Origin of the sequence: Shinella zoogloeoides (genome assembly GCF_022682305.1) — a bacterium.
Lineage (GTDB): Bacteria > Pseudomonadota > Alphaproteobacteria > Rhizobiales > Rhizobiaceae > Shinella > Shinella zoogloeoides_B.
This window is the reverse complement of the sequence record NZ_CP093528.1, coordinates 1410865-1433374: the sequence shown is the minus strand read 5'-3', so window position 1 is coordinate 1433374 and position 22510 is coordinate 1410865. Positions and strand designations below refer to the sequence as shown.

The 22510-nt window shown below is 62.7% G+C and carries 34 protein-coding genes; 8 read left to right on the top strand and 26 right to left on the bottom strand.

Annotated elements, in window-relative coordinates; genetic code table 11:
* Positions 1 to 89: 89 nt before the first annotated feature.
* The 6 genes from gpt (at position 90) to MOE34_RS07345 (ending at position 3818) form a co-directional block, all read left to right on the top strand.
* Positions 90 to 587 (top strand): xanthine phosphoribosyltransferase, encoded by a 498-nt coding sequence (gene gpt / locus MOE34_RS07370; protein ID WP_242222522.1) that lies wholly within the window; start codon positions 90 to 92, stop codon positions 585 to 587.
* Between the two features lie 166 nt (positions 588 to 753).
* Positions 754 to 1335 carry a hypothetical protein gene (locus MOE34_RS07365; RefSeq protein ID WP_242222519.1) on the top strand — a complete coding sequence of 194 codons (582 nt, stop codon included), beginning with the start codon at positions 754 to 756 and terminating at the stop codon, positions 1333 to 1335.
* A gap of 133 nt (positions 1336 to 1468) precedes the next feature.
* Complete coding sequence (locus MOE34_RS07360; protein WP_242222516.1) at positions 1469 to 2461, top strand: endonuclease/exonuclease/phosphatase family protein; 993 nt, start codon at positions 1469 to 1471, stop codon at positions 2459 to 2461.
* Positions 2462 to 2521: 60 nt separating this feature from the next.
* Positions 2522 to 2686, top strand: coding sequence for a hypothetical protein (locus MOE34_RS07355; protein WP_242222514.1), 165 nt, complete (start codon positions 2522 to 2524; stop codon positions 2684 to 2686).
* Positions 2687 to 2698: 12 nt separating this feature from the next.
* Positions 2699 to 3334: an alpha/beta hydrolase family protein gene (locus MOE34_RS07350; protein ID WP_242222512.1), complete on the top strand. Its 636-nt coding sequence runs from the start codon at positions 2699 to 2701 to the stop codon at positions 3332 to 3334.
* Between the two features lie 169 nt (positions 3335 to 3503).
* The gene (locus MOE34_RS07345; RefSeq protein ID WP_242222511.1) at positions 3504 to 3818 is read left to right on the top strand and encodes a DUF1883 domain-containing protein; all 315 of its coding nucleotides are present in this window, start codon (positions 3504 to 3506) and stop codon (positions 3816 to 3818) included.
* Between the two features lie 2 nt (positions 3819 to 3820).
* Here the strand turns inward: MOE34_RS07345 and MOE34_RS07340 are convergent, their stop codons facing one another.
* Together MOE34_RS07340 and MOE34_RS07335 are read right to left on the bottom strand one after the other, a co-directional pair.
* A complete protein-coding gene (locus MOE34_RS07340) occupies positions 3821 to 5128 on the bottom strand; it encodes a replication-associated recombination protein A (protein ID WP_242222510.1) in 1308 nt (435 codons plus the stop codon).
* Positions 5125 to 6537 carry a DegQ family serine endoprotease gene (locus tag MOE34_RS07335; protein ID WP_242222508.1) on the bottom strand — a complete coding sequence of 471 codons (1413 nt, stop codon included), beginning with the start codon at positions 6535 to 6537 and terminating at the stop codon, positions 5125 to 5127. Before MOE34_RS07335 ends, MOE34_RS07340 begins: the two co-directional genes overlap by 4 nt.
* 200 nt (positions 6538 to 6737) lie before the next feature.
* Between MOE34_RS07335 and msrP the strand changes: the two genes are divergently transcribed.
* Positions 6738 to 7679 (top strand): protein-methionine-sulfoxide reductase catalytic subunit MsrP, encoded by a 942-nt coding sequence (gene msrP, locus MOE34_RS07330; RefSeq protein ID WP_242222506.1) that lies wholly within the window; start codon positions 6738 to 6740, stop codon positions 7677 to 7679.
* The gene (gene msrQ / locus MOE34_RS07325) at positions 7679 to 8335 is read left to right on the top strand and encodes a protein-methionine-sulfoxide reductase heme-binding subunit MsrQ (RefSeq protein ID WP_242222505.1); all 657 of its coding nucleotides are present in this window, start codon (positions 7679 to 7681) and stop codon (positions 8333 to 8335) included. Before msrP ends, msrQ begins: the two co-directional genes overlap by 1 nt.
* Before the next feature lie 19 nt (positions 8336 to 8354).
* Here msrQ and MOE34_RS07320 read toward each other — a convergent pair whose 3' ends face one another.
* From MOE34_RS07320 to rplB, 24 genes are all read right to left on the bottom strand, one after another.
* The gene (locus MOE34_RS07320; RefSeq protein ID WP_242222502.1) at positions 8355 to 9524 is read right to left on the bottom strand and encodes a GGDEF domain-containing protein; all 1170 of its coding nucleotides are present in this window, start codon (positions 9522 to 9524) and stop codon (positions 8355 to 8357) included.
* A 159-nt stretch (positions 9525 to 9683) separates the two neighbouring features.
* Positions 9684 to 10109, bottom strand: a complete 426-nt coding sequence (rplQ, locus tag MOE34_RS07315; protein WP_242222500.1) for a 50S ribosomal protein L17 — start codon at positions 10107 to 10109, stop codon at positions 9684 to 9686.
* 45 nt (positions 10110 to 10154) lie between these two features.
* On the bottom strand, positions 10155 to 11165 hold the full coding sequence (locus MOE34_RS07310) for a DNA-directed RNA polymerase subunit alpha (protein WP_119258414.1): 1011 nt from the start codon (positions 11163 to 11165) through the stop codon (positions 10155 to 10157).
* A gap of 100 nt (positions 11166 to 11265) precedes the next feature.
* Positions 11266 to 11655, bottom strand: coding sequence for a 30S ribosomal protein S11 (gene rpsK / locus MOE34_RS07305; RefSeq protein WP_023513823.1), 390 nt, complete (start codon positions 11653 to 11655; stop codon positions 11266 to 11268).
* Positions 11656 to 11899: 244 nt separating this feature from the next.
* Entirely contained in the window at positions 11900 to 12268 is a 369-nt protein-coding gene (rpsM, locus tag MOE34_RS07300; protein ID WP_119258415.1) for a 30S ribosomal protein S13, read from the bottom strand.
* Between the two features lie 229 nt (positions 12269 to 12497).
* Entirely contained in the window at positions 12498 to 13082 is a 585-nt protein-coding gene (locus MOE34_RS07295) for an adenylate kinase (protein ID WP_242222498.1), read from the bottom strand.
* On the bottom strand, positions 13079 to 14419 hold the full coding sequence (gene secY / locus MOE34_RS07290; RefSeq protein WP_242222496.1) for a preprotein translocase subunit SecY: 1341 nt from the start codon (positions 14417 to 14419) through the stop codon (positions 13079 to 13081). Before secY ends, MOE34_RS07295 begins: the two co-directional genes overlap by 4 nt.
* Positions 14420 to 14735: 316 nt before the next feature.
* Complete coding sequence (gene rplO / locus MOE34_RS07285; RefSeq protein WP_160784676.1) at positions 14736 to 15215, bottom strand: 50S ribosomal protein L15; 480 nt, start codon at positions 15213 to 15215, stop codon at positions 14736 to 14738.
* Positions 15216 to 15226: 11 nt separating this feature from the next.
* The gene (rpmD, locus tag MOE34_RS07280; protein WP_064329863.1) at positions 15227 to 15430 is read right to left on the bottom strand and encodes a 50S ribosomal protein L30; all 204 of its coding nucleotides are present in this window, start codon (positions 15428 to 15430) and stop codon (positions 15227 to 15229) included.
* Between the two features lie 13 nt (positions 15431 to 15443).
* A complete protein-coding gene (rpsE, locus tag MOE34_RS07275) occupies positions 15444 to 16010 on the bottom strand; it encodes a 30S ribosomal protein S5 (protein WP_119258420.1) in 567 nt (188 codons plus the stop codon).
* Positions 16011 to 16137: 127 nt separating this feature from the next.
* Entirely contained in the window at positions 16138 to 16500 is a 363-nt protein-coding gene (gene rplR, locus MOE34_RS07270; protein WP_119258421.1) for a 50S ribosomal protein L18, read from the bottom strand.
* 12 nt (positions 16501 to 16512) lie between these two features.
* Complete coding sequence (gene rplF, locus MOE34_RS07265) at positions 16513 to 17046, bottom strand: 50S ribosomal protein L6 (RefSeq protein ID WP_242222494.1); 534 nt, start codon at positions 17044 to 17046, stop codon at positions 16513 to 16515.
* Between the two features lie 42 nt (positions 17047 to 17088).
* Positions 17089 to 17487, bottom strand: a complete 399-nt coding sequence (gene rpsH / locus MOE34_RS07260; protein ID WP_064329860.1) for a 30S ribosomal protein S8 — start codon at positions 17485 to 17487, stop codon at positions 17089 to 17091.
* 12 nt (positions 17488 to 17499) lie between these two features.
* Entirely contained in the window at positions 17500 to 17805 is a 306-nt protein-coding gene (gene rpsN / locus MOE34_RS07255) for a 30S ribosomal protein S14 (RefSeq protein ID WP_119258423.1), read from the bottom strand.
* 34 nt (positions 17806 to 17839) lie between these two features.
* Positions 17840 to 18397, bottom strand: coding sequence for a 50S ribosomal protein L5 (gene rplE / locus MOE34_RS07250; protein WP_242222492.1), 558 nt, complete (start codon positions 18395 to 18397; stop codon positions 17840 to 17842).
* On the bottom strand, positions 18390 to 18701 hold the full coding sequence (gene rplX / locus MOE34_RS07245; RefSeq protein WP_024270443.1) for a 50S ribosomal protein L24: 312 nt from the start codon (positions 18699 to 18701) through the stop codon (positions 18390 to 18392). Before rplX ends, rplE begins: the two co-directional genes overlap by 8 nt.
* Before the next feature lie 12 nt (positions 18702 to 18713).
* Positions 18714 to 19082 (bottom strand): 50S ribosomal protein L14, encoded by a 369-nt coding sequence (gene rplN, locus MOE34_RS07240; RefSeq protein ID WP_119258425.1) that lies wholly within the window; start codon positions 19080 to 19082, stop codon positions 18714 to 18716.
* Between the two features lie 235 nt (positions 19083 to 19317).
* Positions 19318 to 19554, bottom strand: coding sequence for a 30S ribosomal protein S17 (gene rpsQ, locus MOE34_RS07235; protein ID WP_117372292.1), 237 nt, complete (start codon positions 19552 to 19554; stop codon positions 19318 to 19320).
* Between the two features lie 13 nt (positions 19555 to 19567).
* Positions 19568 to 19768, bottom strand: a complete 201-nt coding sequence (gene rpmC, locus MOE34_RS07230; protein ID WP_024270441.1) for a 50S ribosomal protein L29 — start codon at positions 19766 to 19768, stop codon at positions 19568 to 19570.
* A gap of 12 nt (positions 19769 to 19780) precedes the next feature.
* Positions 19781 to 20194, bottom strand: a complete 414-nt coding sequence (rplP, locus tag MOE34_RS07225) for a 50S ribosomal protein L16 (protein ID WP_119258428.1) — start codon at positions 20192 to 20194, stop codon at positions 19781 to 19783.
* A gap of 38 nt (positions 20195 to 20232) precedes the next feature.
* Positions 20233 to 20964 carry a 30S ribosomal protein S3 gene (gene rpsC, locus MOE34_RS07220; RefSeq protein WP_117372289.1) on the bottom strand — a complete coding sequence of 244 codons (732 nt, stop codon included), beginning with the start codon at positions 20962 to 20964 and terminating at the stop codon, positions 20233 to 20235.
* Positions 20964 to 21353 (bottom strand): 50S ribosomal protein L22, encoded by a 390-nt coding sequence (rplV, locus tag MOE34_RS07215; RefSeq protein ID WP_023514179.1) that lies wholly within the window; start codon positions 21351 to 21353, stop codon positions 20964 to 20966. Before rplV ends, rpsC begins: the two co-directional genes overlap by 1 nt.
* Positions 21354 to 21355: 2 nt before the next feature.
* Complete coding sequence (gene rpsS / locus MOE34_RS07210; protein ID WP_023517272.1) at positions 21356 to 21634, bottom strand: 30S ribosomal protein S19; 279 nt, start codon at positions 21632 to 21634, stop codon at positions 21356 to 21358.
* Between the two features lie 15 nt (positions 21635 to 21649).
* Positions 21650 to 22486, bottom strand: a complete 837-nt coding sequence (rplB, locus tag MOE34_RS07205; RefSeq protein WP_242222490.1) for a 50S ribosomal protein L2 — start codon at positions 22484 to 22486, stop codon at positions 21650 to 21652.
* Between the last annotated feature and the right edge of the window lie 24 nt (positions 22487 to 22510).

Below are 22510 nucleotides of genomic sequence, written 5' to 3'. Positions count from 1 at the left end.
CGGCTTCTGTGGCCGGGCGACGATTTCCTTGACCGGCGACTTGCAGTAGAGAGAAGGAATCTTCTTTTTCCGCCTATCAGGAGCCTGTCATGTCGCTGCCCGACAAAGCCTTCCCCGTATCCTGGGACCAGTTTCACCGCGATGCGCGCGCGCTCGCCTGGCGGCTGGCGGATGGCGACCGCGAGTGGAAGGCGATCGTCTGCATCACCCGCGGCGGTCTCGTGCCGGCCGCCGTCATCTCCCGCGAACTCAACATCCGCCTGATCGAGACGGTCTGCGTCGCCTCGTATCATGACTATGTCTCGCAGGGCGACATGCATGTCCTGAAGGGCATCTCGCCGGAACTCACCCAGCATGGTGGCGAAGGCATCCTCATCGTCGACGACCTCACGGACACCGGCAAGACCGCCGCGCAGGTGCGCGCCATGCTGCCGAAGGCGCATTTCGCCGCCGTCTACGCCAAGCCGAAGGGCCGTCCTCTGGTCGACACCTTCGTCACCGAGGTCAGCCAGGACACCTGGATTTACTTCCCGTGGGACATGGGCTTCACCTATCAGGAGCCGATCGCCAAGGGCGCCCGAACCTGATCGGCCAAGGCTCGAAAGTGAGTCAAGGCCGCGCGGCAATGCATTGATTTGACGGTCATTCAGGCCGGTGGACGCGGAACCGCATCCACCGGCTTAATCTTTCCGCAATCCGTATAAAAGATACTCCTTATCCACGCATCGTCGTTGCCGGGGAGGACAGGCATTCATGCAGCATGGAAGGCGGATATTCCCGGCGGCCCTCATCGCCGCCGCCCTTCTCTTCAGCCCCGCCGGAGCCGAGACGGATATCCGCACCGCAGCCGTTGCGGACTATATCGAGGCCAATGTCCGGCCCTGGCTGGACGAGCCGGCGATCATCAATGCGATCCTCGCGCAGAACGGCGCCCATGCCAGGCTCGGCAAGGCCGGCATCGAGATGCTCGATGCCCGCTGGCAGGCAGAGCTTTCCAGTCCGACGCGCCCGATGATCGATGCCCAGCTTTCCAATCCCCTCTCGCTCTACCTCAAGGACCGCCAGCGCGCGGCCGAGGGCGTGATCACCGAAATCTTCGTCATGGACAATCGCGGTCTCAATGTCGGCCAGAGCGACGTCACCTCCGACTACTGGCAGGGTGACGAGGCGAAATGGCAGAAGAGCTTCGAGGGCAGCATCCTCTACATCGAGGAAGCAGGGCGGGACGAGTCGACCCAGCTCATGCAGTCGCAGGCAAGCCTTCCCATCAGGGACCCGAAGACCGGCGCGGTGATCGGGGCGATCACCATCGGCATCAATCTGGACGCGCTCTGAACAGGGCAAGCTCCCTCCCGACGCTTCCTCTCCCCGACCGTCATTGCAGCATCGGCATGTGCGCGGTACATGCAGGTCTCCCGCTACGGGAATCGATCCGGCCCGCATTCCCGCACAGCAGAAGGAACAGCCGATGCCGACAGACCGCCGCCGGGGACCGCTCGACCTCGCCTATCGCGTCCTCGTCCTGCCGGGCGTCATCGCCTATCTCTTCGCCGTCAGCATCGTCGTGCTGGCCGCCGACCGGTTCTGGCTGGTCGATCTCCTCACCTTCGCCTGGCCCTATGTGGGAGCGGCCGGCGTGTTCCTTGTGCTCGCGGCGCTGTTGACGCGACGTGTGAAGGCCATCGTGATCGCTCTTGCCGGCCTCGCCATCGCGGCCATCCCGGCCCTCGATGTGCCGACGGCCCGCTCCGCCACGGCGGGAGCCGGCCTGAAGGTACTCACCGCCAATCTCTTCGTGGAGAACGCGGAGGACCCTGCCGTCTTCATCGACCTGCTACGCCTGGAAAAACCGGACATCGTCGTCTTGCAGGAGACCAGGGCCGACTGGGCGCAAGCCATTTCCGCTTCCGGACTCTACCCCTATGAAAGCAGCGCAGAGAGCCGTGAGCGCGAAAACCTTCAAGTGTTCTCGACGCTGCCCATCCGTGCGGAAACCACGCTGCAGCGCGCCTTCACCGAGGAATATGCCCACAAGCAGCCGCTCCGGCTCGAACTCGACCTCAACGGACGCCCGCTCTTCCTCTATGCCCTTCATCCGGAAACGCCGCGCCGGCTCTGGCAATGGCGCGACCGCAACGCCTATCTGGCCGCCGCCGCCGACGCGGTAAAGGGCGACCTCGAAAAGGCGCCGGTCATCGTCGCGGGCGACTGGAACACGCCGACATGGTCGCCCTTCTTCCGCGGCTTCCTCAAGCAGGCGGGCCTGACCTCCACGGCCGGCGGCTGGCTGCAGCCGGTCACCCGCTTCTCGATGCGGCTCGACACCTTCGCCTATATCGGCGCGTCGATAGACCATATCGCGGTCTCCCCCGATATCCTGCTGCACGAACGCCGGGTCGGTCCCTATTTCGGATCGAACCACCTGCCGGTTATCGCCGAACTCACGCTGCCACAGACGTAAAGCTCTCGCTTCGGCCGAGAAGCGCCCTATATTGAGCGGGATCGATACAGGGAGAAGACGATGGCGACGGACAAGAACAGCCCGAAGGCCTCGCTGGAAAAGGAACGGGCCAGCAGGAAAGAGAAAAGCCCCAAGGCTGAGCAGGATGCCTATCTCGACGAGGCCCTGAAGGAAACCTTTCCCGCCAGCGACCCCATCGCACCGGGCGACGTCAACGACGACTGAAACAGGGCAGGCATGAATCCACCCTTCCTCTTCACAGGCCCGCAGGACGCACCCGTCACCCTGCTGCTTGCCCATGGCAGCGGCGCGCCGATGGATTCGCCCGCCATGGACGCCGCCGCCGCTGCGCTTGCCCGCGAAGGCCTGCGCGTCGCCCGCTTCGAGTTCTCCTACATGGCCGCGCGGCGGACGGACGGCAGCCGCAGGCCGCCGCCGAAAGCCGAGACGCTGAACCCGGAGTTCCGCGCGGCCGTCGCCTCCCTCAAGGCGAGCGGCAAGCTCGTCATCGGCGGCAAGTCCATGGGCGGACGCGTCGCCAGCATGGTTGCCGACGCGCTCCATGCGGAAGGCAGCGTCGCCGGCCTCCTTTGCCTCGGCTACCCGTTCCATCCGCCGGAAAAGCCGACGCAGCTACGGACCGCGCACCTGATGACGCTGTCGGTTCCCACCCTGATCTGCCAGGGCACACGCGACCCCTTCGGCACCCACGATGAGGTGCCGGGCTACGGCCTGCCGGAACGCATTCGCTTCCTCTGGCTGGAGGACGGCGACCACGACCTGAAGCCGCGCAAGAGCGTTTCCGGCTTTTCCGCCGCCGACCACCTCGCCACCATGGCGGGAGCCGTGCGGGCCTGGACGGAATCGCTCTGACCGGCTTGGCTCGGCGAACCTGCGACCATGAATCAAGACGCTGCCGGATCGATTCCGCTTTTTCAAGCAACACATTGAAAGAATGCAGCTATTGCTAATGCCGAAAGAAGGGAACGTTAACCGGCCCATGCCATCGTATTAGCGAAACACCAGATAATCCGGACAGTTCATGGCGCACAGCTTTCCCTATACGCACTACGATCTCGACATGCAGCGCAGCGGCACGGTGATCGAGATCACGCTTTCGGCTATCGCCAATGTCCGGCTGATGACCCATGCCAATTTCGACCTCTTCAAGAATGCGCGCCAGCACAAGTTCCTCGGCGGCGTTGCGAAGCAGTCGCCGATCCGGCTGCAGATCCCGAAAAGCGGCCATTGGCATGTGGTGGTGGACATGGAGGGCCATGCCGGCAAGGCGGAATCCTCGATCAAGATGGTGCCGCAGGCCCCGCAGAAGCCCGCCCCGCGCTTCGGCGCCGCCTGACCTCAGCCGCGCTCCCGCCGTAGCTTCGCCCACCATTCCAGCCGCTTGCGCAGTTCCCGTTCGAAACCGCGTTCCGGCGGATCGTAGAAGGTGCGACGCCCCATCTTCTCGGGGAAATAATCCTGGCCGGAAAAGGCGTCCGGCTCGTCGTGGTCGTAGCGATAGCCCTCGCCGTATCCTTCCCCCTTCATCAGCTTTGTCGGCGCATTGAGGATATGCCTGGGGGGTAGCAGCGAACCGTTCTCCTTGGCCGCGCGCATGGCGGATTTATAGGCCGTGTAGACCGCGTTGGATTTCGGAGCCGTGGCGATATAGACGCAGGCCTGCGCCAGCGCCAGTTCCCCTTCCGGCGAGCCGAGGAAATCATAGGCGTCCTTGGCCGCGTTGCAGACGACCAGCGCCTGCGGATCGGCAAGGCCGATGTCCTCGACCGCCATGCGCACCATACGGCGGCACAGGAACAGCGGATCCTCGCCGGCATCCAGCATACGCGTGAGATAGTAGAGCGCCGCGTCGGGATCAGAACCGCGCACCGCCTTGTGCAGGGCGGAAATGAGGTTGTAGTGCCCGTCCTGCGACTTGTCGTAAACTGGTGCGCGGCGCTGCACGATGCGGAAGAGGTCGTCCTGCCCGAAGGTCTCGCCGGCGCGCGCCGCCCGCCACACCTCCTCGGCCAGCGTCAGCACCGCCCGCCCATCGCCATCCGCCATGCGCAACAGCGAGGCGCGCGCCTCCTCGTCGAGAGGAAGCGGCTTTTCCTCGACGGCCTCCGCACGCTTCAGAAGCTCCTCAAGGCTCTCCTCGTCATGCGGCTTGAACGTCAGCACCCGGGCGCGAGAGAGAAGAGCGGCATTCAGCTCGAAGGACGGGTTTTCCGTCGTGGCGCCGACCAGCACGATGGTGCCGTCCTCCATGACGGGCAGGAAACTGTCCTGCTGGGCGCGGTTGAAGCGATGGATCTCATCGACGAAGAGCAAGGTCTGGCGGCCGCCCATGCGGCGCTGGCGGGCCGCTTCGAAAACCTTCTTCAGATCGGCGACGCCGGAGAAGATCGCGGAAATCTGCTCGAAAGCCAGCCCCGTCTCACCGGAGAGCAGCCGCGCGACGGTCGTCTTTCCGGTGCCGGGCGGTCCCCAGAAGATCATCGAGCCGAGCGAGCCGGCCTCGATCATGCGCGAAAGAACGCCGTCCGGCCCGGTCAGGTGCGCCTGACCGGTGACCTCGCCCAGCGTGCGGGGGCGCAGGCGGTCGGCCAGGGGCCGTTTTGCCGCCATCTCCTCCGGTTCACGCGGGGCGAAAAGGTCGCTCATCGGAAGAACTGGCGGATACGCTGGCCGTCGCGTTCGATCTCGACGCGCCAGATCGACGGGTCCTCGCCGACGAGCGAGGCGAGCGTTTCGGTGGAGGTGACCGCCGTGCCGTTCAGTTCGATGACGATATCGCGCGGCTGGAGACCGATGCGGGCAGCGGGCGAGCCGCGATTGACCTCGGTCACCACCACGCCGCTTGTCGTGCCGTTGGTCGGCATGCGCAGCTCTTCGGCGACGCGCGGCGAGAGATTGGCGACCACCGCGCCGGAAAAGGGATTGCGACCCTCGATCAGCCGCTCGTCGCGCGGCGTCGTTTCGGGTGCGCGGTCGAGGGAAAGCGTCAGTTCCTTCTCCTTGCCGTCGGCAATGACCGTGATGCGCGCCGTGCCGCCGATGCCGACCGTGGTGAGGCGATAGCCGAGCGCATCGGGATGCTCGACGGCAATGCCGTTGACGGCAGTCACGACCTGGCCGGGCTTCATGCCCGCCTTCTCCGCCGGGCTGCCCGGCTGCACCCGGGAGATGAGCGCGCCACGCGCGCGGTCGAGGCCGAGCGCTTCGGCGACTTCCGACGTCACGGCATCGAAGGTCGCGCCGACGAAGGGACGGTCGAAGGTGGCGCTGCCGTTTTCGGCGCTTGCGACGAAGGTCTTCACGAGATTGGCGGGAATGGCGAAGCCAACGCCGTTGGAGCCGCCGCCGCGCGAGAAGATGGCGGTGTTGATACCGATCAGCTCGCCGTTCATGTTGATGAGGCCGCCGCCGGAATTGCCGGGATTGATCGAGGCGTCGGTCTGGATGAAGAAGCCGAAATCGCCCGAGCGCACCTGGTTGCGGGCGAGCGCCGAGACGATGCCGCTCGTCACCGTCTGGCCGACGCCGAAGGGATTGCCGATGGCTAGCACGAGGTCGCCGACCTCGACCGCGTCGCTGTCGCCGAGCGGCAGCGCCGTGAACGCGGTGTCCGCCTTGCTCACCTTGATCTTCAGCACGGCCAGGTCGACGCGCTCGTCCTTCAGCACGACGGTGCTTTCATATTCGCGGCCGTCCGCCAGCGCCACCTTGATATCGCTGGCCCCTTCGATGACGTGGTTGTTCGTCACGACGATACCCGTGGCGCCGACGATCACGCCCGAGCCGAGCGAGGACTGCTTCTCGCTGCGATTGGGCATGCGCTGGCCGAAGAACTCCTCGAAGAAGGGATCGCCCTCGAAGATCGAGCGACGCTCCACCACGCGCTCGGCATAGACATTCACGACAGCGTTCTCGACCTGCTTGACGAGTGGGGCGAAGGAGAGCTGCATCTCGGTATGCGACTGCGGCACGGTGCGGTCCTGAGCCGTGGCGGGCGCCGCCAGCGCAAGGGCGGCGGCAAGTGGGGCGGCAAGCAGGATGCGGACTTTCGGCATGGACGAGTCTCCTTCGTTTCTGCGTAACGATCAGATAGGATTTCGCAGGAAAAAAGGCAAACCGCGCGGTCTTTCGCTCGCGCCGGCTCACGCAGCGCGCACGAAAAAGTGGTCGCCGGGAAAACGGTCCGGCCGTTGAAACAACACAGGTCTTCTTTACCTACTGATCAGGCAAGCAACCGAACGGATCGAGTCCCGCCATGTCCCTCTACCGCCCGCCCCGCATCGCCGCATCGCAGATCACGCCGGAGCGCTGTTTCTTCAGTCGCCGCTCGTTTCTCGCCACGGCCGCCGGCGGGGCGCTGGCCGCCTTCGGAACACCGGCCTTCGCGGAGGCGCTGAAGGCATCGAAAAGCCCGTACACCGTCGACGAGGCGCTGACGCCGGAAAAGGATGTGACCGGCTACAACAACTTCTATGAATTCGGCATGGGCAAGGGCGATCCACTGGCCAACTCGGAAAAATTCAAGCCGACGCCCTGGACCGTGAAGGTCGACGGTCTTGTCGGCAAGCCGAAGGAATTCGGGCTGGAGGAACTGCTCGCCATGCCGCTCGAGGACCGGGTCTACCGCATGCGCTGCGTGGAAGCCTGGTCGATGGTCGTTCCCTGGGTCGGCTTTCCACTCGCCGCGCTGCTCGACAAGGTGGAGCCACTGGGCGATGCGAAATATGTCGCCTTCGAGACCGTCGTGCGGCCGGAGGAGATGCCCGGCCAGTCCGGCTATTTCCAGTCCCTGCCCTGGCCCTATGTGGAGGGCCTGCGGCTCGACGAGGCCCGCCATCCGCTGGCGATCTTCGCCGTCGGTGTCTACGGCAAGACATTGCCCAACCAGAACGGCGCACCGATCCGCCTTGTCGTTCCGTGGAAATACGGCTTCAAGGGCATCAAGTCGATTGTCAGGATCACGCTCACCGACAAGCAGCCGCCATCCACCTGGAACCTCTCCGCCCCCGGGGAATACGGCTTCTACGCCAACGTCAATCCGGAGGTGGATCATCCGCGCTGGAGCCAGGCGAGCGAGAACCGCATCGGCGAAGGCGGTTTCTTCGGCGCCAACCGCCGGCCGACGCTACCGTTTAACGGCTATGCGGACGAGGTCGCCGGCCTCTATTCCGGCATGGACCTGCGGGCGAACTACTGATGGCATCCCTGCCCGCCCTGCCCCGCAAATACCATGCGGCGTCGATCTGGCTGCTCTACACCATCGGCCTGCTGCCTGCCGCCTACGGCTTCTGGCTGGGCGCTACGGGCCGGCTGCCCGGCAATCCGGTCAAGGAATTCGAGCATCTCCTCGGCCTGTGGGCGCTGCGCTTCCTTGTGGCGACGCTGGCGATCACGCCGTTGCGCGATCTCTTCGGCATCAACTGGATCCGCTACCGCCGCGCCCTCGGCCTTTTGGCCTTCTGGTACGTGCTGATGCATTTCCTCACCTATATGGTGCTCGACCAGTACCTGAACTTCGCCGCCATCCTTGCCGATATCGCAAAGCGCCCCTTCATCACCATCGGCATGGCCGCCTTCGTGATGCTGCTCCCGCTGGCGCTGACGTCCAATGGCTGGTCGATCCGCCGGCTGGGGCCGCGCTGGGTGAAGCTGCATCGGTTGATCTACCTCATCGCGGCGGCCGGAGCGTTGCATTTCGCCATGTCGGTGAAGGTGGTAGGGGTCGAGCCTTGGACCTATATCGCGCTGGTGGCCCTGCTTCTCGCCTATCGTCTGATCCGCCCGATGACGCGCGGAAAGAAACGCGGTCGGCCAAATGGCGCAGACGTCCGCGGCGAGGCGCGCTCCGCATAGGCTCTCGCCATAGCAGCCTTCACACGACGAAGAATTTCGGGCCGGATTGCGCGGGGATATCGGCCGGGCTGCTGACGACCCGGTTGCGGCCGCTGCTTTTCGCGAGGTAGAGCAGCCGGTCGGCGCGGCTGATGGCGTCGTGGATCGTGTGATCCCCGGCCGCCGTCACGGCGACCCCGAAGCTTGCGGTTATCGAGCGGTCGATACCGATTCCGCCCAGATCGCGTTCCGAAATGGCGATGCGCACCGTATTGGCCAGGGTATGGGCGTCCTGAAGGCGGCAGTTCGGCAGGTAGGCGATGAATTCCTCGCCGCCGAACCGGGCGACGGCCAGCTCCGGCCAGGAAAGCGCGCCGAGCACCGCCGCGACCTCTCGGATCGCCGCATCCCCCGCCGCATGGCCGAACCGATCGTTGATCGACTTGAACCAGTCGATATCGCCCACGATGATGGCGGCCTCTCCACCGCGCGCACTTCCGTTCCGGCTTACGAGCTGCTCGAAGCCGCGACGATTGAGGAGGCCGGTCAGCGGATCCTCCTCGGCGGCCTTGCGATGCCGCTCGACGATCCGCAGAGCGACCGATGCGAGCGCCGCCAGCGCCATGACCAGCGCACCGATCGTAGCCGTGATCTGCATGACATAGGCGTAGGTCGAACCGATGAATTCACCCATGGCGACGCCGCGCGTCATGACGAAGAAGACAACGGTGCGAACGCTCACCTCCAGCACGACGAACATCACCGCGCAAAGGAGCGCACGGTCCATCCACGAGCCGGCGCGCCGCCGAACGGAGACGACGGCGATCGTCAGAAGGAGGCCGCAGGCGATATCGTTGACGAAGAGCTCGACGCGCAGGCTCTGGCCGATGAGAACCGCGGCGCCGGCACAGGCATAGGCGACGGCGGCCACGCCCGCACGAAGGGCAACACGCCGCGGCCCTTCGAAATGCATGGCCAGAGCATGGCTGTAGAGAAAGAAAGCGGAGAGAAACGCGGCGTCCGCCGAAAGGGCCACGAGAGGAATGGGTAGGACGGTTTCCGCGAGCGGAACCAGAAAGCCGAAGGTAGCGCAAAGATAGCCAGCGCCCCAGAACAGGGCGGCGCGATTGCCGAAGCGCCCGACGACCAGGAAGACCAGGCCGAACAGCGTAAGGACCACCGGCAGCAGGAACGCAAAATTCTCGCCCATCACTCGAACTCGATTAAATCTCGATCGAATTCTAGAGCCGAGGGCTAAAAACAATGCCTAGGGACATGGTTTCCAAGTTCTTGTTCCACATTCCGGGCAACAAAAAAGCCGGACGCTGATGCGCCCGGCTTCATGGCATTCGCAAGAATGCTTGTCGTATCAGGCAGCTTCGGCAGCGGCTGCTTCAGCGGCAACGCGGGCCTTGTCGGCTGCGCCCTTGGCATCGACGTCGCGGTCGACGAACTCGATGACGGCGAGCGGGGCGTTGTCGCCATGGCGGAAGCCGGCCTTCATGATGCGCAGGTAGCCGCCGTTACGGTTGGCATAGCGGGTTGCGATCGCGTCGAAGAGCTTCGAAACGACGGCAACGTCGCGGATCTGCGAGATCGCCTGGCGGCGAGCGTGCAGGTCGCCGCGCTTGCCGAGGGTGACGAGCTTCTCGACGATCGGGCGGATTTCCTTCGCCTTCGGAAGCGTCGTTACGATCTGCTCATGCTGGATGAGCGAGGCAGCCATGTTGGCGAACATCGCCTTGCGGTGGCTGGCGGTACGGTTGAGTTTGCGACCGGAATTCTGGTGGCGCATCTCGGTTCTCCTTCACATGCAGGCAGGTAGCCTGCCGTTTGATGGTTAGTATTGGTCTTCGTAGCGCTTGGCGAGATCTTCGATGTTCTCCGGCGGCCATGCGGGCACTTCCATGCCGAGGTGCAGGCCCATGGAAGCGAGAACTTCCTTGATCTCGTTGAGCGACTTGCGACCAAAATTCGGAGTGCGAAGCATTTCGGCTTCGGTCTTCTGAATGAGATCGCCGATGTAGACGATGTTGTCGTTCTTCAGGCAGTTCGCCGAACGGACGGAAAGTTCCAGTTCGTCGACCTTCTTGAGGAGCGCCGGGTTGAACGCCAGTTCCGTGACCGATTCTTCCTCGGCTTCCTTCTGCGGTTCGTCGAAGTTGACGAAGACCGAGAGCTGGTCCTGGAGAATGCGGGCCGCGAACGCGATCGCATCTTCGCCGGTGACGGAACCGTCGGTTTCGATGGTCATCGTCAGCTTGTCGTAGTCGAGAACCTGGCCTTCACGGGTGTTTTCCACCTTGTAGGACACTTTCTTGACCGGCGAGTAGAGGCTGTCGACCGGGATGAGGCCGATCGGCGCGTCTTCGGAACGGTTGCGGTCGGCCGGGACGTAACCCTTGCCGTTGTTGACCGTGAACTCCATGCGGATTTCCGCGCCCTCGTCGAGGGTGCAGATCACGTGGTCGGGGTTCAGGATCTCGATGTCGCCGACCGTCTGGATGTCACCAGCCGTTACGACGCCCGGACCCTGCTTGCGCACGACCATGCGCTTGGAATCGTCGCCATCCATCTTGATGGCGATTTCCTTGATGTTAAGCACGATGTCCGTCACATCTTCCCGGACGCCCGGGATGGAGGAGAACTCGTGCAGGACGCCGTCGATCTGCACGGCGGTAACAGCCGCACCGCGCAGCGACGACAGGAGCACGCGACGCAGCGCGTTGCCGAGCGTCAGGCCGAAGCCACGCTCCAGCGGCTCGGCAACAAGGCTTGCCTTGGTGCGGCCCGAGGAGGTGAATTCCACCTTGTTCGGCTTGATCAGTTCCTGCCAGTTTTTCTGGATCATATGTTTTGCCTTCCGTTCGCCGCCACCATCCAATCGTGACGGCCGAGCCCCGAAGAACCGCGGAAGCCGGCTGGCCTCCACGGTCGTTTGAAGTCGATGATCAGACGCGGCGCTTCTTGCGCGGACGGCAACCGTTGTGCGGGATCGGGGTCACGTCGCGAATGGACGTGATCATGAAGCCGGCAGCCTGGAGGGCGCGCAGAGCCGATTCACGGCCGGAACCCGGACCGCAGACTTCGACTTCCAGCGACTTCATGCCGTGTTCCTGGGCCTTCTTGGCGCAGTCTTCAGCAGCGATCTGGGCAGCGAACGGGGTCGACTTGCGCGAACCCTTGAAGCCCTTTGCACCGGCGGACGACCAGGCAATCGCGTTGCCCTGTGCGTCGGTGATGGTGATCATCGTGTTGTTGAACGAAGAATTGACGTGAGCAACACCCGAGGTGATGTTCTTGCGTTCGCGACGGCGGACGCGTGCGGCTTCCTTGGCCATGGATAGTCCTTTCGTTGATCTCGACACCGCCGTAATTCCAGCGGCTCCACCGGGCCGGGACGAAACCCCTGCCCTGAACAGTATTTGCAGACAGGCCCGAGGGCTTTCGTCTGCGGCGATATCGTCACTGCCGTAGCACCAGCAGCTCCACCGACCGGGACCCTTGATGAAACACAAGGCCCCGCTCGAAACTCAAAAGAGGCCGGCGCGAAGCGCCAGCCTCCCGTTCCCCGTTTCCGGGAAATTACTTCTTCTTGCCTGCGATGGCCTTGGCCGGACCCTTGCGGGTACGGGCGTTCGTGTGCGTGCGCTGGCCGCGAACCGGGAGGCTACGGCGATGACGCAGGCCGCGGTAGCAGCCGAGGTCCATGAGACGCTTGATGTTCATCGAGGTCTCGCGACGCAGGTCGCCTTCGACCTGGTAGTCGCGGTCGATGGCTTCGCGGATCTGCAGGATTTCTGCGTCCGTGAGCTGATGCACGCGGCGATCAGCCGGAATACCGACCTTCTCGATGATTTCCTGTGCAAACTTCGGGCCGATCCCGTGGATGTAGCGGAGCGCGATGACAACGCGCTTTGCGGTCGGGATGTTGACGCCAGCGATACGTGCCACGCCTGTTCTCCTTGCTTCCAGTTGCCATCCGGCAAGTGGTTTTCTTCATTTGAAACGGCCTCAAGGCCGTGTCGCTCAATCTGATGTTCGGGACATGTCGAAAACGACCGAACCCGGACTTCGTTTCTGGAAATCCGCGCCGATCGCAATGGTATGTCGCGAGTTGGCGCTGTCTTAAGGGGAATCGGCCGAAAAAGTCAACTCCCCGGCCGTCCTTTTTAACCTGATATCAGGCGTTCTCGAGGATTCCCGCAATCTGCGCGGTCACCTTGTCGACATTGGCCATGCCGTCGACCGTCTGGAGCTTGCCCGTCGAAGCGTAGTACTTCGACAGCGGCGCGGTCTTCTCGCGGTATTCCGTCAACCGGCGCTTGAAGGCCTCCGGATTGTCGTCGGAGCGGACCGTACCGCCGGCGGCGATCGTTTCAGCCACGCGATTCTCCATGCGGCGAACCAGGGCGTCCTCATCGACCTTCAGCTCGACGACGGCATCGAGCGCGATACCCTTGCCGGCGAGGATCTGGTCGAGGGCCTCGGCCTGCGGAACCGTCCGCGGGTAACCGTCGAGGATGAAGCCCTTCGCGCAGTCCGGCGAATCGATGCGATCGGAAACGATTTCGTTGACGATGGCGTCGGAGACGAGCTGGCCGGCGTCCATGACGGCCTTGGCGCGCTTGCCGACATCCGTGCCGGCGGCGACGGCCGCCCGCAGCATGTCACCGGTGGAAAGCTGCGGAATGCCGTACTTGTCCGTCAGGAGCTTGGCTTGAGTCCCCTTGCCAGCGCCCGGCGGTCCCAGAAAAATCAGTCTCATCGTCCCCTCTTTCCGCCACGCAGCTTCGACTTCTTGATCAGCCCCTCATACTGCTGAGCGATCAGGTGGCCCTGTATCTGTGCTACAGTATCCAGGGTCACGCTGACAACAATCAAAAGCGACGTACCACCAAGGTAGAACGGCACGCCGGTCTGCGCGATGAGGATTTCCGGAAGAATGCAGACGAACATCAGGTAGGCCGCGCCGATGACCGTGATACGGGTCAGCACGTAGTCGATATACTCGGCGGTGCGCTCGCCCGGGCGGATGCCGGGGATGAAGCCGCCGTGCTTCTTCAGGTTGTCGGCCGTGTCCTTCGGATTGAAGACGATGGCCGTGTAGAAGAAGGCGAAGAAGGCGATCATGGCGGCGTAGAGCACCATGTAGAGCGGCCTGCCGTGGCCGAGCGCCGCGATGGCGGACGTGGCCCAGGACGGCAGCTCGGAAGTGTTGGAGAAGCCGGCCAGCGTTGCCGGCAGCAGCAGCAGCGACGAGGCGAAGATCGCCGGGATGACGCCTGCGGTGTTGAGCTTCAGCGGCAGGTGCGAGGTATCGCCCTGGAACATGCGGTTGCCGACCTGGCGCTTCGGATACTGGATCAGAAGGCGGCGCTGGGCGCGTTCCACGAAGACGATGAGCGCGATGACGCCGACAGCCATGACGACGACGGCGATGATGACGCCGATGGAAAGCGCGCCGGTACGGCCGAGTTCCAGCGTGCCGGCGAGCGCGTTCGGAAGCGCGGCGACAATGCCGGCGAAGATGATCAGCGAAATGCCGTTGCCGATACCGCGCGAGGTGATCTGCTCACCGAGCCACATCAGGAACATGGTGCCGCCGAGCAGCGAGATGACGGTGGAGATGCGGAAGAACCAGCCTGGATCGTTGACCAGCCCTGCCCCGCTCTCAAGACCGACGGCAATGCCGTAGGCCTGCAGCGTGCCGAGCAGCACCGTGCCGTAGCGGGTGTACTGGTTGATGATCTTGCGGCCCTGCTCGCCTTCCTTCTTCAGCTGCTCCAGTGAGGGAACGACGGAGGTCATCAGCTGCACGATGATCGACGCGGAAATGTACGGCATGATGCCGAGCGCGAAGATCGCCATGCGCTCGACGGCGCCGCCGGAGAACATGTTGAAGAGGCCGAGAATGCCGCCCGACTGGCCGCGGAAGGCCTGGGCGAAGGCATCGGGATTGAGGCCCGGCAACGGGATATAGGTGCCGAGACGATAGACGAGCAGCGCGCCCAGCGTGAACCAGAGACGCTTCTTCAGATCTTCCGCCTTGGCGAAAGTCGAAAAGTTGAGATTAGAGGCGAGTTGTTCCGCTGCCGAAGCCATGCATTTCTCCGCGTAGCCGATCCGGCGGCGGTGAAGCCCGGCCAGGTCCGGAATGGCTGATCCGTTGGCACCTGCGGCCAGCCCTCCCCGGACCGACGACGCCGATGCTGAAATTGGTCGTGCCCTTCTGCCGTGCGGCAAATCGGGCGGATGGAGCCTAAACCGGTTGAAACGCGGATTGTCAAGCAATCCCGGCCTCACCCTGGTTTTTTGTCCGGACAACAGCGGGGATAAGAATCCTGGCCGTCGTTGTGAGGCTCACATATGGGAGCAAAATCGCCCGGTGTGAAGCACACCGGGCGACTATTTCGTCGAATTATTCTGCGGCTTCCGCTGCTGCGACCAGCAGCTTCACCGAACCGCCAGCCTTTTCGATCTTCTCGATCGCCGGCTTGGAGGCACCGGCGACTTCGAAGGCGACCTTGGCCTTCAGTTCGCCGTCGGCGAGGATGCGCACGCCATCCTTTTCGCGACGGATGACGCCGGCAGCCTTCAGAGCAGCCGCATCAACAGTCGCCTTGGCGTCGAGCTTGCCGGCATCGATTGCCTTCTGGACGCGGTCCAGGGAAACGATGACGAAGTCGGACGCGAAGATGTTGTTGAAACCGCGCTTCGGCAGGCGACGGTAGATGGGCATCTGACCGCCTTCGAAGCCGTTGATGGCGACGCCCGAACGGGCCTTCTGACCCTTGACGCCGCGACCACCGGTCTTGCCCTTGCCCGAACCGATACCGCGACCTACGCGCTTACGGCTCTTCGAGGAACCTTCGTTGTCCTTGATTTCATTCAGCTTCATGATCTATCCCCTCACTTCTCTTCGACGACGCGAACGAGGTGCTGGACGGCACGGATCATGCCGCGGACAGACGGAGTGTCTTCCAGCGTGCGAACCCGGTGCATCTTGTTCAGGCCCAGGCCGACCAGCGTGGCGCGCTGGATGGCCGGACGGCGGATGGGGCTGCCGATCTGCTCGACAGTCACCGTCTTCTTGGCGGTTTCTTTCTTAGCCATGGATCAGTGCTCCTTATTCTTCAGCAGCAACGCCAGCCGACTGACGACGAGCCTGCAGCGTGGCGTACTTCATGCCGCGCTGAGCTGCGATGTCCTTCGGGTGCATCTGGCTCTTGAGAGCGTCGAACGTCGCACGGATCATGTTGTACGGGTTCGAGGAACCGGTCGACTTGGCGACGACGTCATGAACGCCGAGCGTTTCGAAGACGGCGCGCATCGGGCCACCGGCGATGATACCGGTACCGGCCTTGGCCGAACGAAGCAGAACCTTGCCGGCGCCGTGGCGGCCGTGCACGTCATGGTGCAGCGTGCGGCCGGAGCGCAGCGGAACGAAGATGAGGTCGCGCTTGGCGGCTTCGGTGGCCTTCCGGATTGCTTCCGGAACTTCACGAGCCTTACCATGGCCGAAGCCTACGCGGCCCTTCTGGTCGCCGACGACGACGAGAGCTGCAAAACCGAAACGACGGCCGCCCTTGACGACCTTCGCGACGCGGTTGATCGCGACGAGCTTGTCGACAAACTCGCTGTCGCGCTCTTCGCGGTTCTGGCGGTCATCGCGACCGCGCTTTTCCTGTGCCATTGTCCTTTTCCTTTTTCTTTTCCGGGTGCAATCGGCAGATTGACGAAAGTCGCCTCCATTCTGTGAACGGAAGCGACCAGTACCCTACTGAGCTGGTCGACGGGCGCTTTCGCGCCCGACCGATCGATCAGAAGTTCAGACCACCTTCACGGGCTGCGTCGGCAAGAGCCTTGACGCGGCCGTGATAGAGGAAGGCGCCACGGTCGAAGACGACGTCCTTGACGCCGGCCTTGACTGCGCGCTCGGCAATGAGCTTGCCGACGGCAGCGGCTGCTGCCGTGTCGGCGCCCGTCTTCAGCGACGAGCGCAGATCGGTGTCGAGCGTCGAGGCGGCGGCAAGGGTCTTGCCGGCCACGTCGTCGATGACCTGTACGTAGATGTTCTTCGACGAGCGATGAACCGACAGGCGCGGACGGCCGTTGGCGACCGCCTTGATGGAACGGCGCACGCGGTTGGCGCGGCGCACGAGAGCTTCTTTAGTGCTAGCCATTTCGCGTGATCCTTACTTCTTCTTGCCTTCCTTGCGGACGATGCGTTCTTCCGCGTACTTGACGCCCTTGCCCTTGTAAGGCTCGGGGCCACGGTACTCGCGGATTTCCGCAGCGACCTGGCCGACCTGCTGCTTGCTGATGCCGGACACGATGATTTCGGTCGGCTTCGGAACAGCGATCGTGATGCCTTCCGGCGTCTGGTAGACGACGTCGTGGCTAAAGCCGAGTGCCAGCTGCAGGTTCTTGCCCTGAAGCGACGCGCGGTAACCGACGCCGTTGATTTCGAGCTTGCGCTCGTAGCCGTCCTTCACGCCCTTGAAGATGCCTTCGATCATCGTGCGGGACATGCCCCACTTCGAGCGTGCATCCTTGGACTGGTTGACCGGCTGAACGACAACCGAGTTGTCTTCGAGCTTGACCGAAACTTCGTCATTGGCGACGAAGAACAGTTCGCCCTTCGGGCCCTTCGCGGTGACCTTCTGACCGTCAACGGTCGCGGTGACGCCAGCGGGAACCGGAACGGGCTTCTTACCGATACGAGACATTGTTTTATCCTGTCTGTTCGTTATGGAGATCCGTGCCCTGTCTTAGAAGACAGAGCAAAGAATCTCGCCACCAACGTTCTGTTCGCGTGCCTGGTGATCGGCCATCACGCCCTTCGGGGTCGAAAGGATGGTGATGCCGAGGCCGTTCGCGACCTGCGGAATGGACTTGACCGAGACATAGACCCGGCGGCCCGGCTTGGAGACGCGGTCGATCTTGCGGATCACCGATGCGCCTTCATAGTACTTGAGTTCGATGTTCAGCTCGGCCTTGCCGTTGCCGAATTCGACTTCCGAATATCCGCGGATGTAGCCTTCAGCCTGAAGGACGTCCAGGACGCGTGCACGCAGCTTGGAAGCCGGCGTGGAAACGCTGGACTTGCGGCGAGCGGCGCCGTTGCGGATACGGGTGAGCATATCGCCCAGGGGATCAGTCATTGCCATGTTCCCGTCTCCTTACCAGCTCGACTTGACGATACCCGGCACCTTGCCGAGATTGCCCAGTTCGCGAAGCGCAATACGCGACATCTTGAGTTTGCGATAGAAAGCGCGCGGACGGCCCGTGACTTCGCAACGGTTGCGAATGCGGGTCTTGGAGCCATTGCGCGGCATTTCGGCAAGCTTCAGGGTTGCCTTGAAGCGCTCTTCGATCGGAAGAGACTGGTTCATGATGACCGCCTTGAGAGCGGCGCGCTTGGAAGCCTGGCTGGCGACAAGCTTGCGGCGACGGTTGTTCTTTTCTACTGCGCTGGTTTTAGCCATAACAGTTATCCTTCTTTACGCTTGTCGTTACGGGTCAGGCGCGGAACGGGAAGTTGAACTCTTTCAGAAGAGCCCGTGCTTCGTCGTCCGTCTTTGCCGTCGTGCAAACGATGATGTCCATGCCCCACATCTGATCAACCTTGTCGTAGTTGATCTCAGGGAACACAATGTGCTCCTTGATACCCATGGCGAAGTTGCCACGGCCATCGAAGGACTTCGGGTTCAGACCACGGAAGTCGCGTACGCGGGGCAGCGCGATGTTCACGAGGCGATCCAGAAATTCGTACATGCGGGCGCCGCGCAGGGTGACCTTCGCGCCGATCGGCATGCCTTCACGGACCTTGAAGCCCGCGATGGAGTTACGAGCGCGCGTGATGACCGGCTTCTGGCCGGAGATCGCTGCGAGGTCGGCAGCTGCAACGGTGGGCTTCTTGGAGTCCGCCGTGGCTTCGCCTACGCCCATGTTGATGACGATCTTGTCGAGGCGCGGGATCTGCATCTCGTTGGCGAAGGAGAACTGCTCCATAAGCGCCTTGCGGATACGCTCGACGTATTCCTTCTTCAGGCGCGGCTCATACTTGGTGTCAGCCATCGATCGACACTCCCGAACGCTTTGCTACACGAACCTTCTTGTCGCCCTCGACCTTGAAACCGACGCGGGTCGGCTTGCCGTCCTTGGGGTCGGCGATCGCGATGTTCGACAGATGGATCGAAGCTTCCTTGGTGATGATGCCGGCTTCCTGGGTCTGGGTCTGGCGCTGGTGACGCTTCACCAGGTTGATACCCTTGACGACCGCGCGGTCTTCCTTCGGCATTACCTGAACGACTTCACCGGTGCGGCCCTTGTCCTTGCCGGTGAGTACGACGACTTTGTCGCCCTTGCGAATCTTTTGCATAGCCATCGCTCCTTACAGTACTTCGGGAGCCAGCGAGATGATCTTCATGTGGTTCTTGGCGCGAAGTTCGCGCGGAACCGGTCCGAAGATACGGGTGCCGATCGGCTCTTTCTTGTTGTCGATCAGGACAGCGGCGTTGCTGTCGAAACGGATGACGCTGCCGTCGGCGCGACGGATGTCCTTGGCGGTACGTACGACGACCGCCTTCATCACGTCACCCTTCTTCACGCGGCCGCGCGGAATAGCTTCCTTGATCGAGACGACGATAATGTCGCCGACCGAAGCGTACTTGCGCTTGGAGCCGCCCAGCACCTTGATGCACATGACACGACGTGCGCCGGAATTATCCGCGACGTCGAGGTTAGTCTGCATCTGAATCATGTCAGGTCGCCTTCTTGTTTTACCGGACCGGTTGGGTGTTAGCCCCCTGTTCCAGCTTATGGAAATTCATGTTTTCGCGCGGGATGGTGTGTTGCCAAGGTGGTTTCCACTTCGGCGAGCCGATGGACCTTCCGTGCGCTCAAAGCAAAAGAACGCTCGTGATTCCGAGCGTCCTTGCGCTGCTTCATACAGGATTTCGCGCCAGACGCAAGGGCCGGGCGCGAATTCTGATGATTTAAGCCTGGGCCGCTACAACGGTCCAGCGCTTGTCCTTGGAGATCGGTGCACATTCCTGGATGGAAACGACGTCGCCGACCTTGTACTGGTTGGTTTCGTCATGTGCCTTGTACTTCTTGGACCGGCGAACGGTCTTCTGAAGCAGCGGATGGGCAAAGCGGCGCTCGACGCGAACGACAACGGTCTTGTCGTTCTTGTCGCTGACTACGGTGCCCTGCAGAATGCGTTTCGGCATATTTTTCTGGTCCTTAGGCCTTGGCTTCTGCCGCCTTCTGGCGGGCAATGGTCTTGACGCGCGCGATGTCCTTGCGGACTTCGTTGATACGCGAGGTCTTTTCAAGCTGGCCGGTGGCCTTCTGGAAGCGCAGATTGAACTGCTCTTTCTTCAGCTTGGCAAGCTCTTCGTTGAGCTGGTCGGCGCTCAGCGCCTTGACGTCTGCGGCTTTCATGGCGCTCGCTCCTTACTCTGCAATGCGCTGTACGAAGCGCGTCTTGACCGAGAGCTTGGCCGAGCCGAGGCGAAGCGCTTCACGCGCGATTTCCTCGGAAACACCGTCGATCTCGAACATCATACGGCCGGGCTTGACCTTGGCTGCCCAGTATTCGACCGAACCCTTACCCTTACCCATGCGGACTTCCGTGGGCTTTGCGGTAACCGGGGTGTCGGGGAACACGCGGATCCACACACGGCCGGCACGCTTCATGTAACGGGTGATCGCGCGGCGGGCCGCTTCGATCTCGCGAGCGTTCACGCGGTTCGGTTCCTGAGCCTTCAAGCCGAACTCGCCGAAAGCGAGCTCGGAGCCGCCCTTGGCGACACCCTTGATGCGGCCCTTGAACTGCTTGCGGTACTTGGTACGCTTTGGCTGCAACATTTTTTTACTTCTCCGATATTGGCTGCCAAACGCGACTGTTACGCGTTTTCACGACGACGGTCGCCGCGATCGCCGCGTTCACGGCTTGCGGGACCCTGGCTGTCACTTTCGCTGGCGCGACGCTCAGAGGCCATCGGGTCGTGCTCAAGGATTTCGCCCTTGAAGATCCAGACCTTGATGCCGCAGATGCCGAATGCGGTTTCGGCTTCAGCCGTACCGTAGTCGATGTCCGCACGCAGCGTGTGAAGCGGAACGCGACCTTCGCGGTACCATTCCGTACGGGCGATTTCCGCACCGCCGAGACGGCCGGCGCAGGTGATCTTGATGCCTTCGGCGCCAAGACGCATGGCCGACTGAACGGCGCGCTTCATCGCACGGCGGAAGGCCACGCGGCGCTCGAGCTGCTGGGCGATCGACTGAGCGACCAGCGTTGCGTCGACTTCCGGCTTGCGCACTTCAACGATGTTGAGGTGCGTTTCGGAGTTCGTCATCTCGGAAAGCTTCTTGCGGAGCTTCTCGATGTCCGCGCCCTTCTTGCCGATGATCAGACCCGGGCGAGCCGAGTGGATCGTGACGCGGCACTTCTTGTGCGGACGCTCGATGACGACCTTGGCGATACCGGCCTGCTTCAGCTCTTCCATGACGAAAGCGCGGATCTTCAGGTCTTCGTGGAGCAGCTGGCCGTATTCGGCGTTGTCGGCGAACCAACGGCTGTCCCAGGTACGGTTGATGCCGAGGCGGAAACCGATCGGATTAATCTTCTGGCCCATTATGCGGCCTCCCCTTTGGCTTCGACTTCACGGACGACGATCGTCAGATGCGAGAAAGGCTTCTCGATCCGCGATGCACGGCCGCGGCCACGAGCGGCAAAGCGCTTCATGACGATCGACTTGCCGACATAGGCCTCAGCGACGATCAGCGAATCGACGTCGAGGTCGTGGTTGTTCTCTGCGTTGGCGATCGCGGACTCAAGCGTCTTCTTGACGGTCTCGGCGCTACGCTTGCGCGAGAATTCAAGCTCGGCGAGAGCGCGGTCGACCTTCTTGCCGCGGATGAGCGCAGCAAGCAGGTTGAGCTTCTGGGGGCTGACGCGGATCGTGCGCGCGATAGCCTGCGCCTCGTTATCCTTCAGCCGACGTTCGGCTTTAGCCTTACCCATCGTTACTTCCTCTTCGCCTTCTTGTCCGCGCCGTGACCGTAGTAGGTCCGCGTCGGAGCGAATTCACCAAACTTGTGGCCGACCATGTCTTCGTTGACGGCCACCGGGATGTGCTTGCTGCCGTTGTAGACGCCGAAGGTGAGACCTACGAACTGCGGCAGGATCGTGGAGCGACGGCTCCAGATCTTGATCACTTCGCTACGACCGCCTTCACGAACCTTCTCAGCCTTCTTGAGAAGATAGCCGTCAACAAACGGGCCTTTCCATACTGAACGAGCCATTCCTGACTACCTCTCTTACTTCTTCTTCAAGTGGCGCGAGCGCATGATGAACTTGTCCGTGGACTTGTTCGAACGGGTGCGCTTGCCCTTGGTGGGCTTGCCCCACGGGGACACCGGATGGCGACCACCGGAGGTGCGGCCTTCACCACCGCCGTGCGGGTGGTCGACCGGGTTCATGACGACGCCGCGGTTATGCGGGGTCTTGCCGCGCCAGCGGGTGCGACCGGCCTTGCCGTCGTTGATGTTGCCGTGGTCCGGATTGGATACGGCGCCGATCGTTGCGAGGCACGACGAGTGAACCAGGCGCTGTTCGCCCGAGTTCAGGCGAAGGATCGCCATGCCCTGGTCGCGGCCGACGAGCTGGACGAAGGTGCCGGCGGAGCGGGCGATCTGGCCGCCCTTGCCCGGCTTCATTTCGACGTTGTGAACGATCGAACCAACCGGGATGTACTGCAGCGGCATGGTGTTGCCGGGCTTGACGTCAACGGCCTTGTTGGAGGCGATGACCTTGTCGCCGGCTGCCAGGCGCTGCGGGGCCAGGATGTAGGCCTGTTCGCCGTCAGCGTAGTTCACCAGAGCGATGAACGCCGTGCGGTTCGGGTCGTATTCCAGGCGCTCGACCGTGCCCTCGACGTCGAACTTGCGACGCTTGAAGTCGATGAGACGGTAGGTGCGCTTGTGACCGCCGCCGATGAAGCGGGCGGTGATGCGACCGAGGTTGTTACGACCGCCGCTCTTGGAGAGGCCTTCGGTCAGAGCCTTTACGGGCTTGCCCTTGTAAAGGCCCGACCGGTCGACGATGACCAGCTGGCGCTGGCTCGGAGTGGTCGGATTGAAGTGTTTCAATGCCATTTTCTTGTTTCCTCTTTAGCCGAG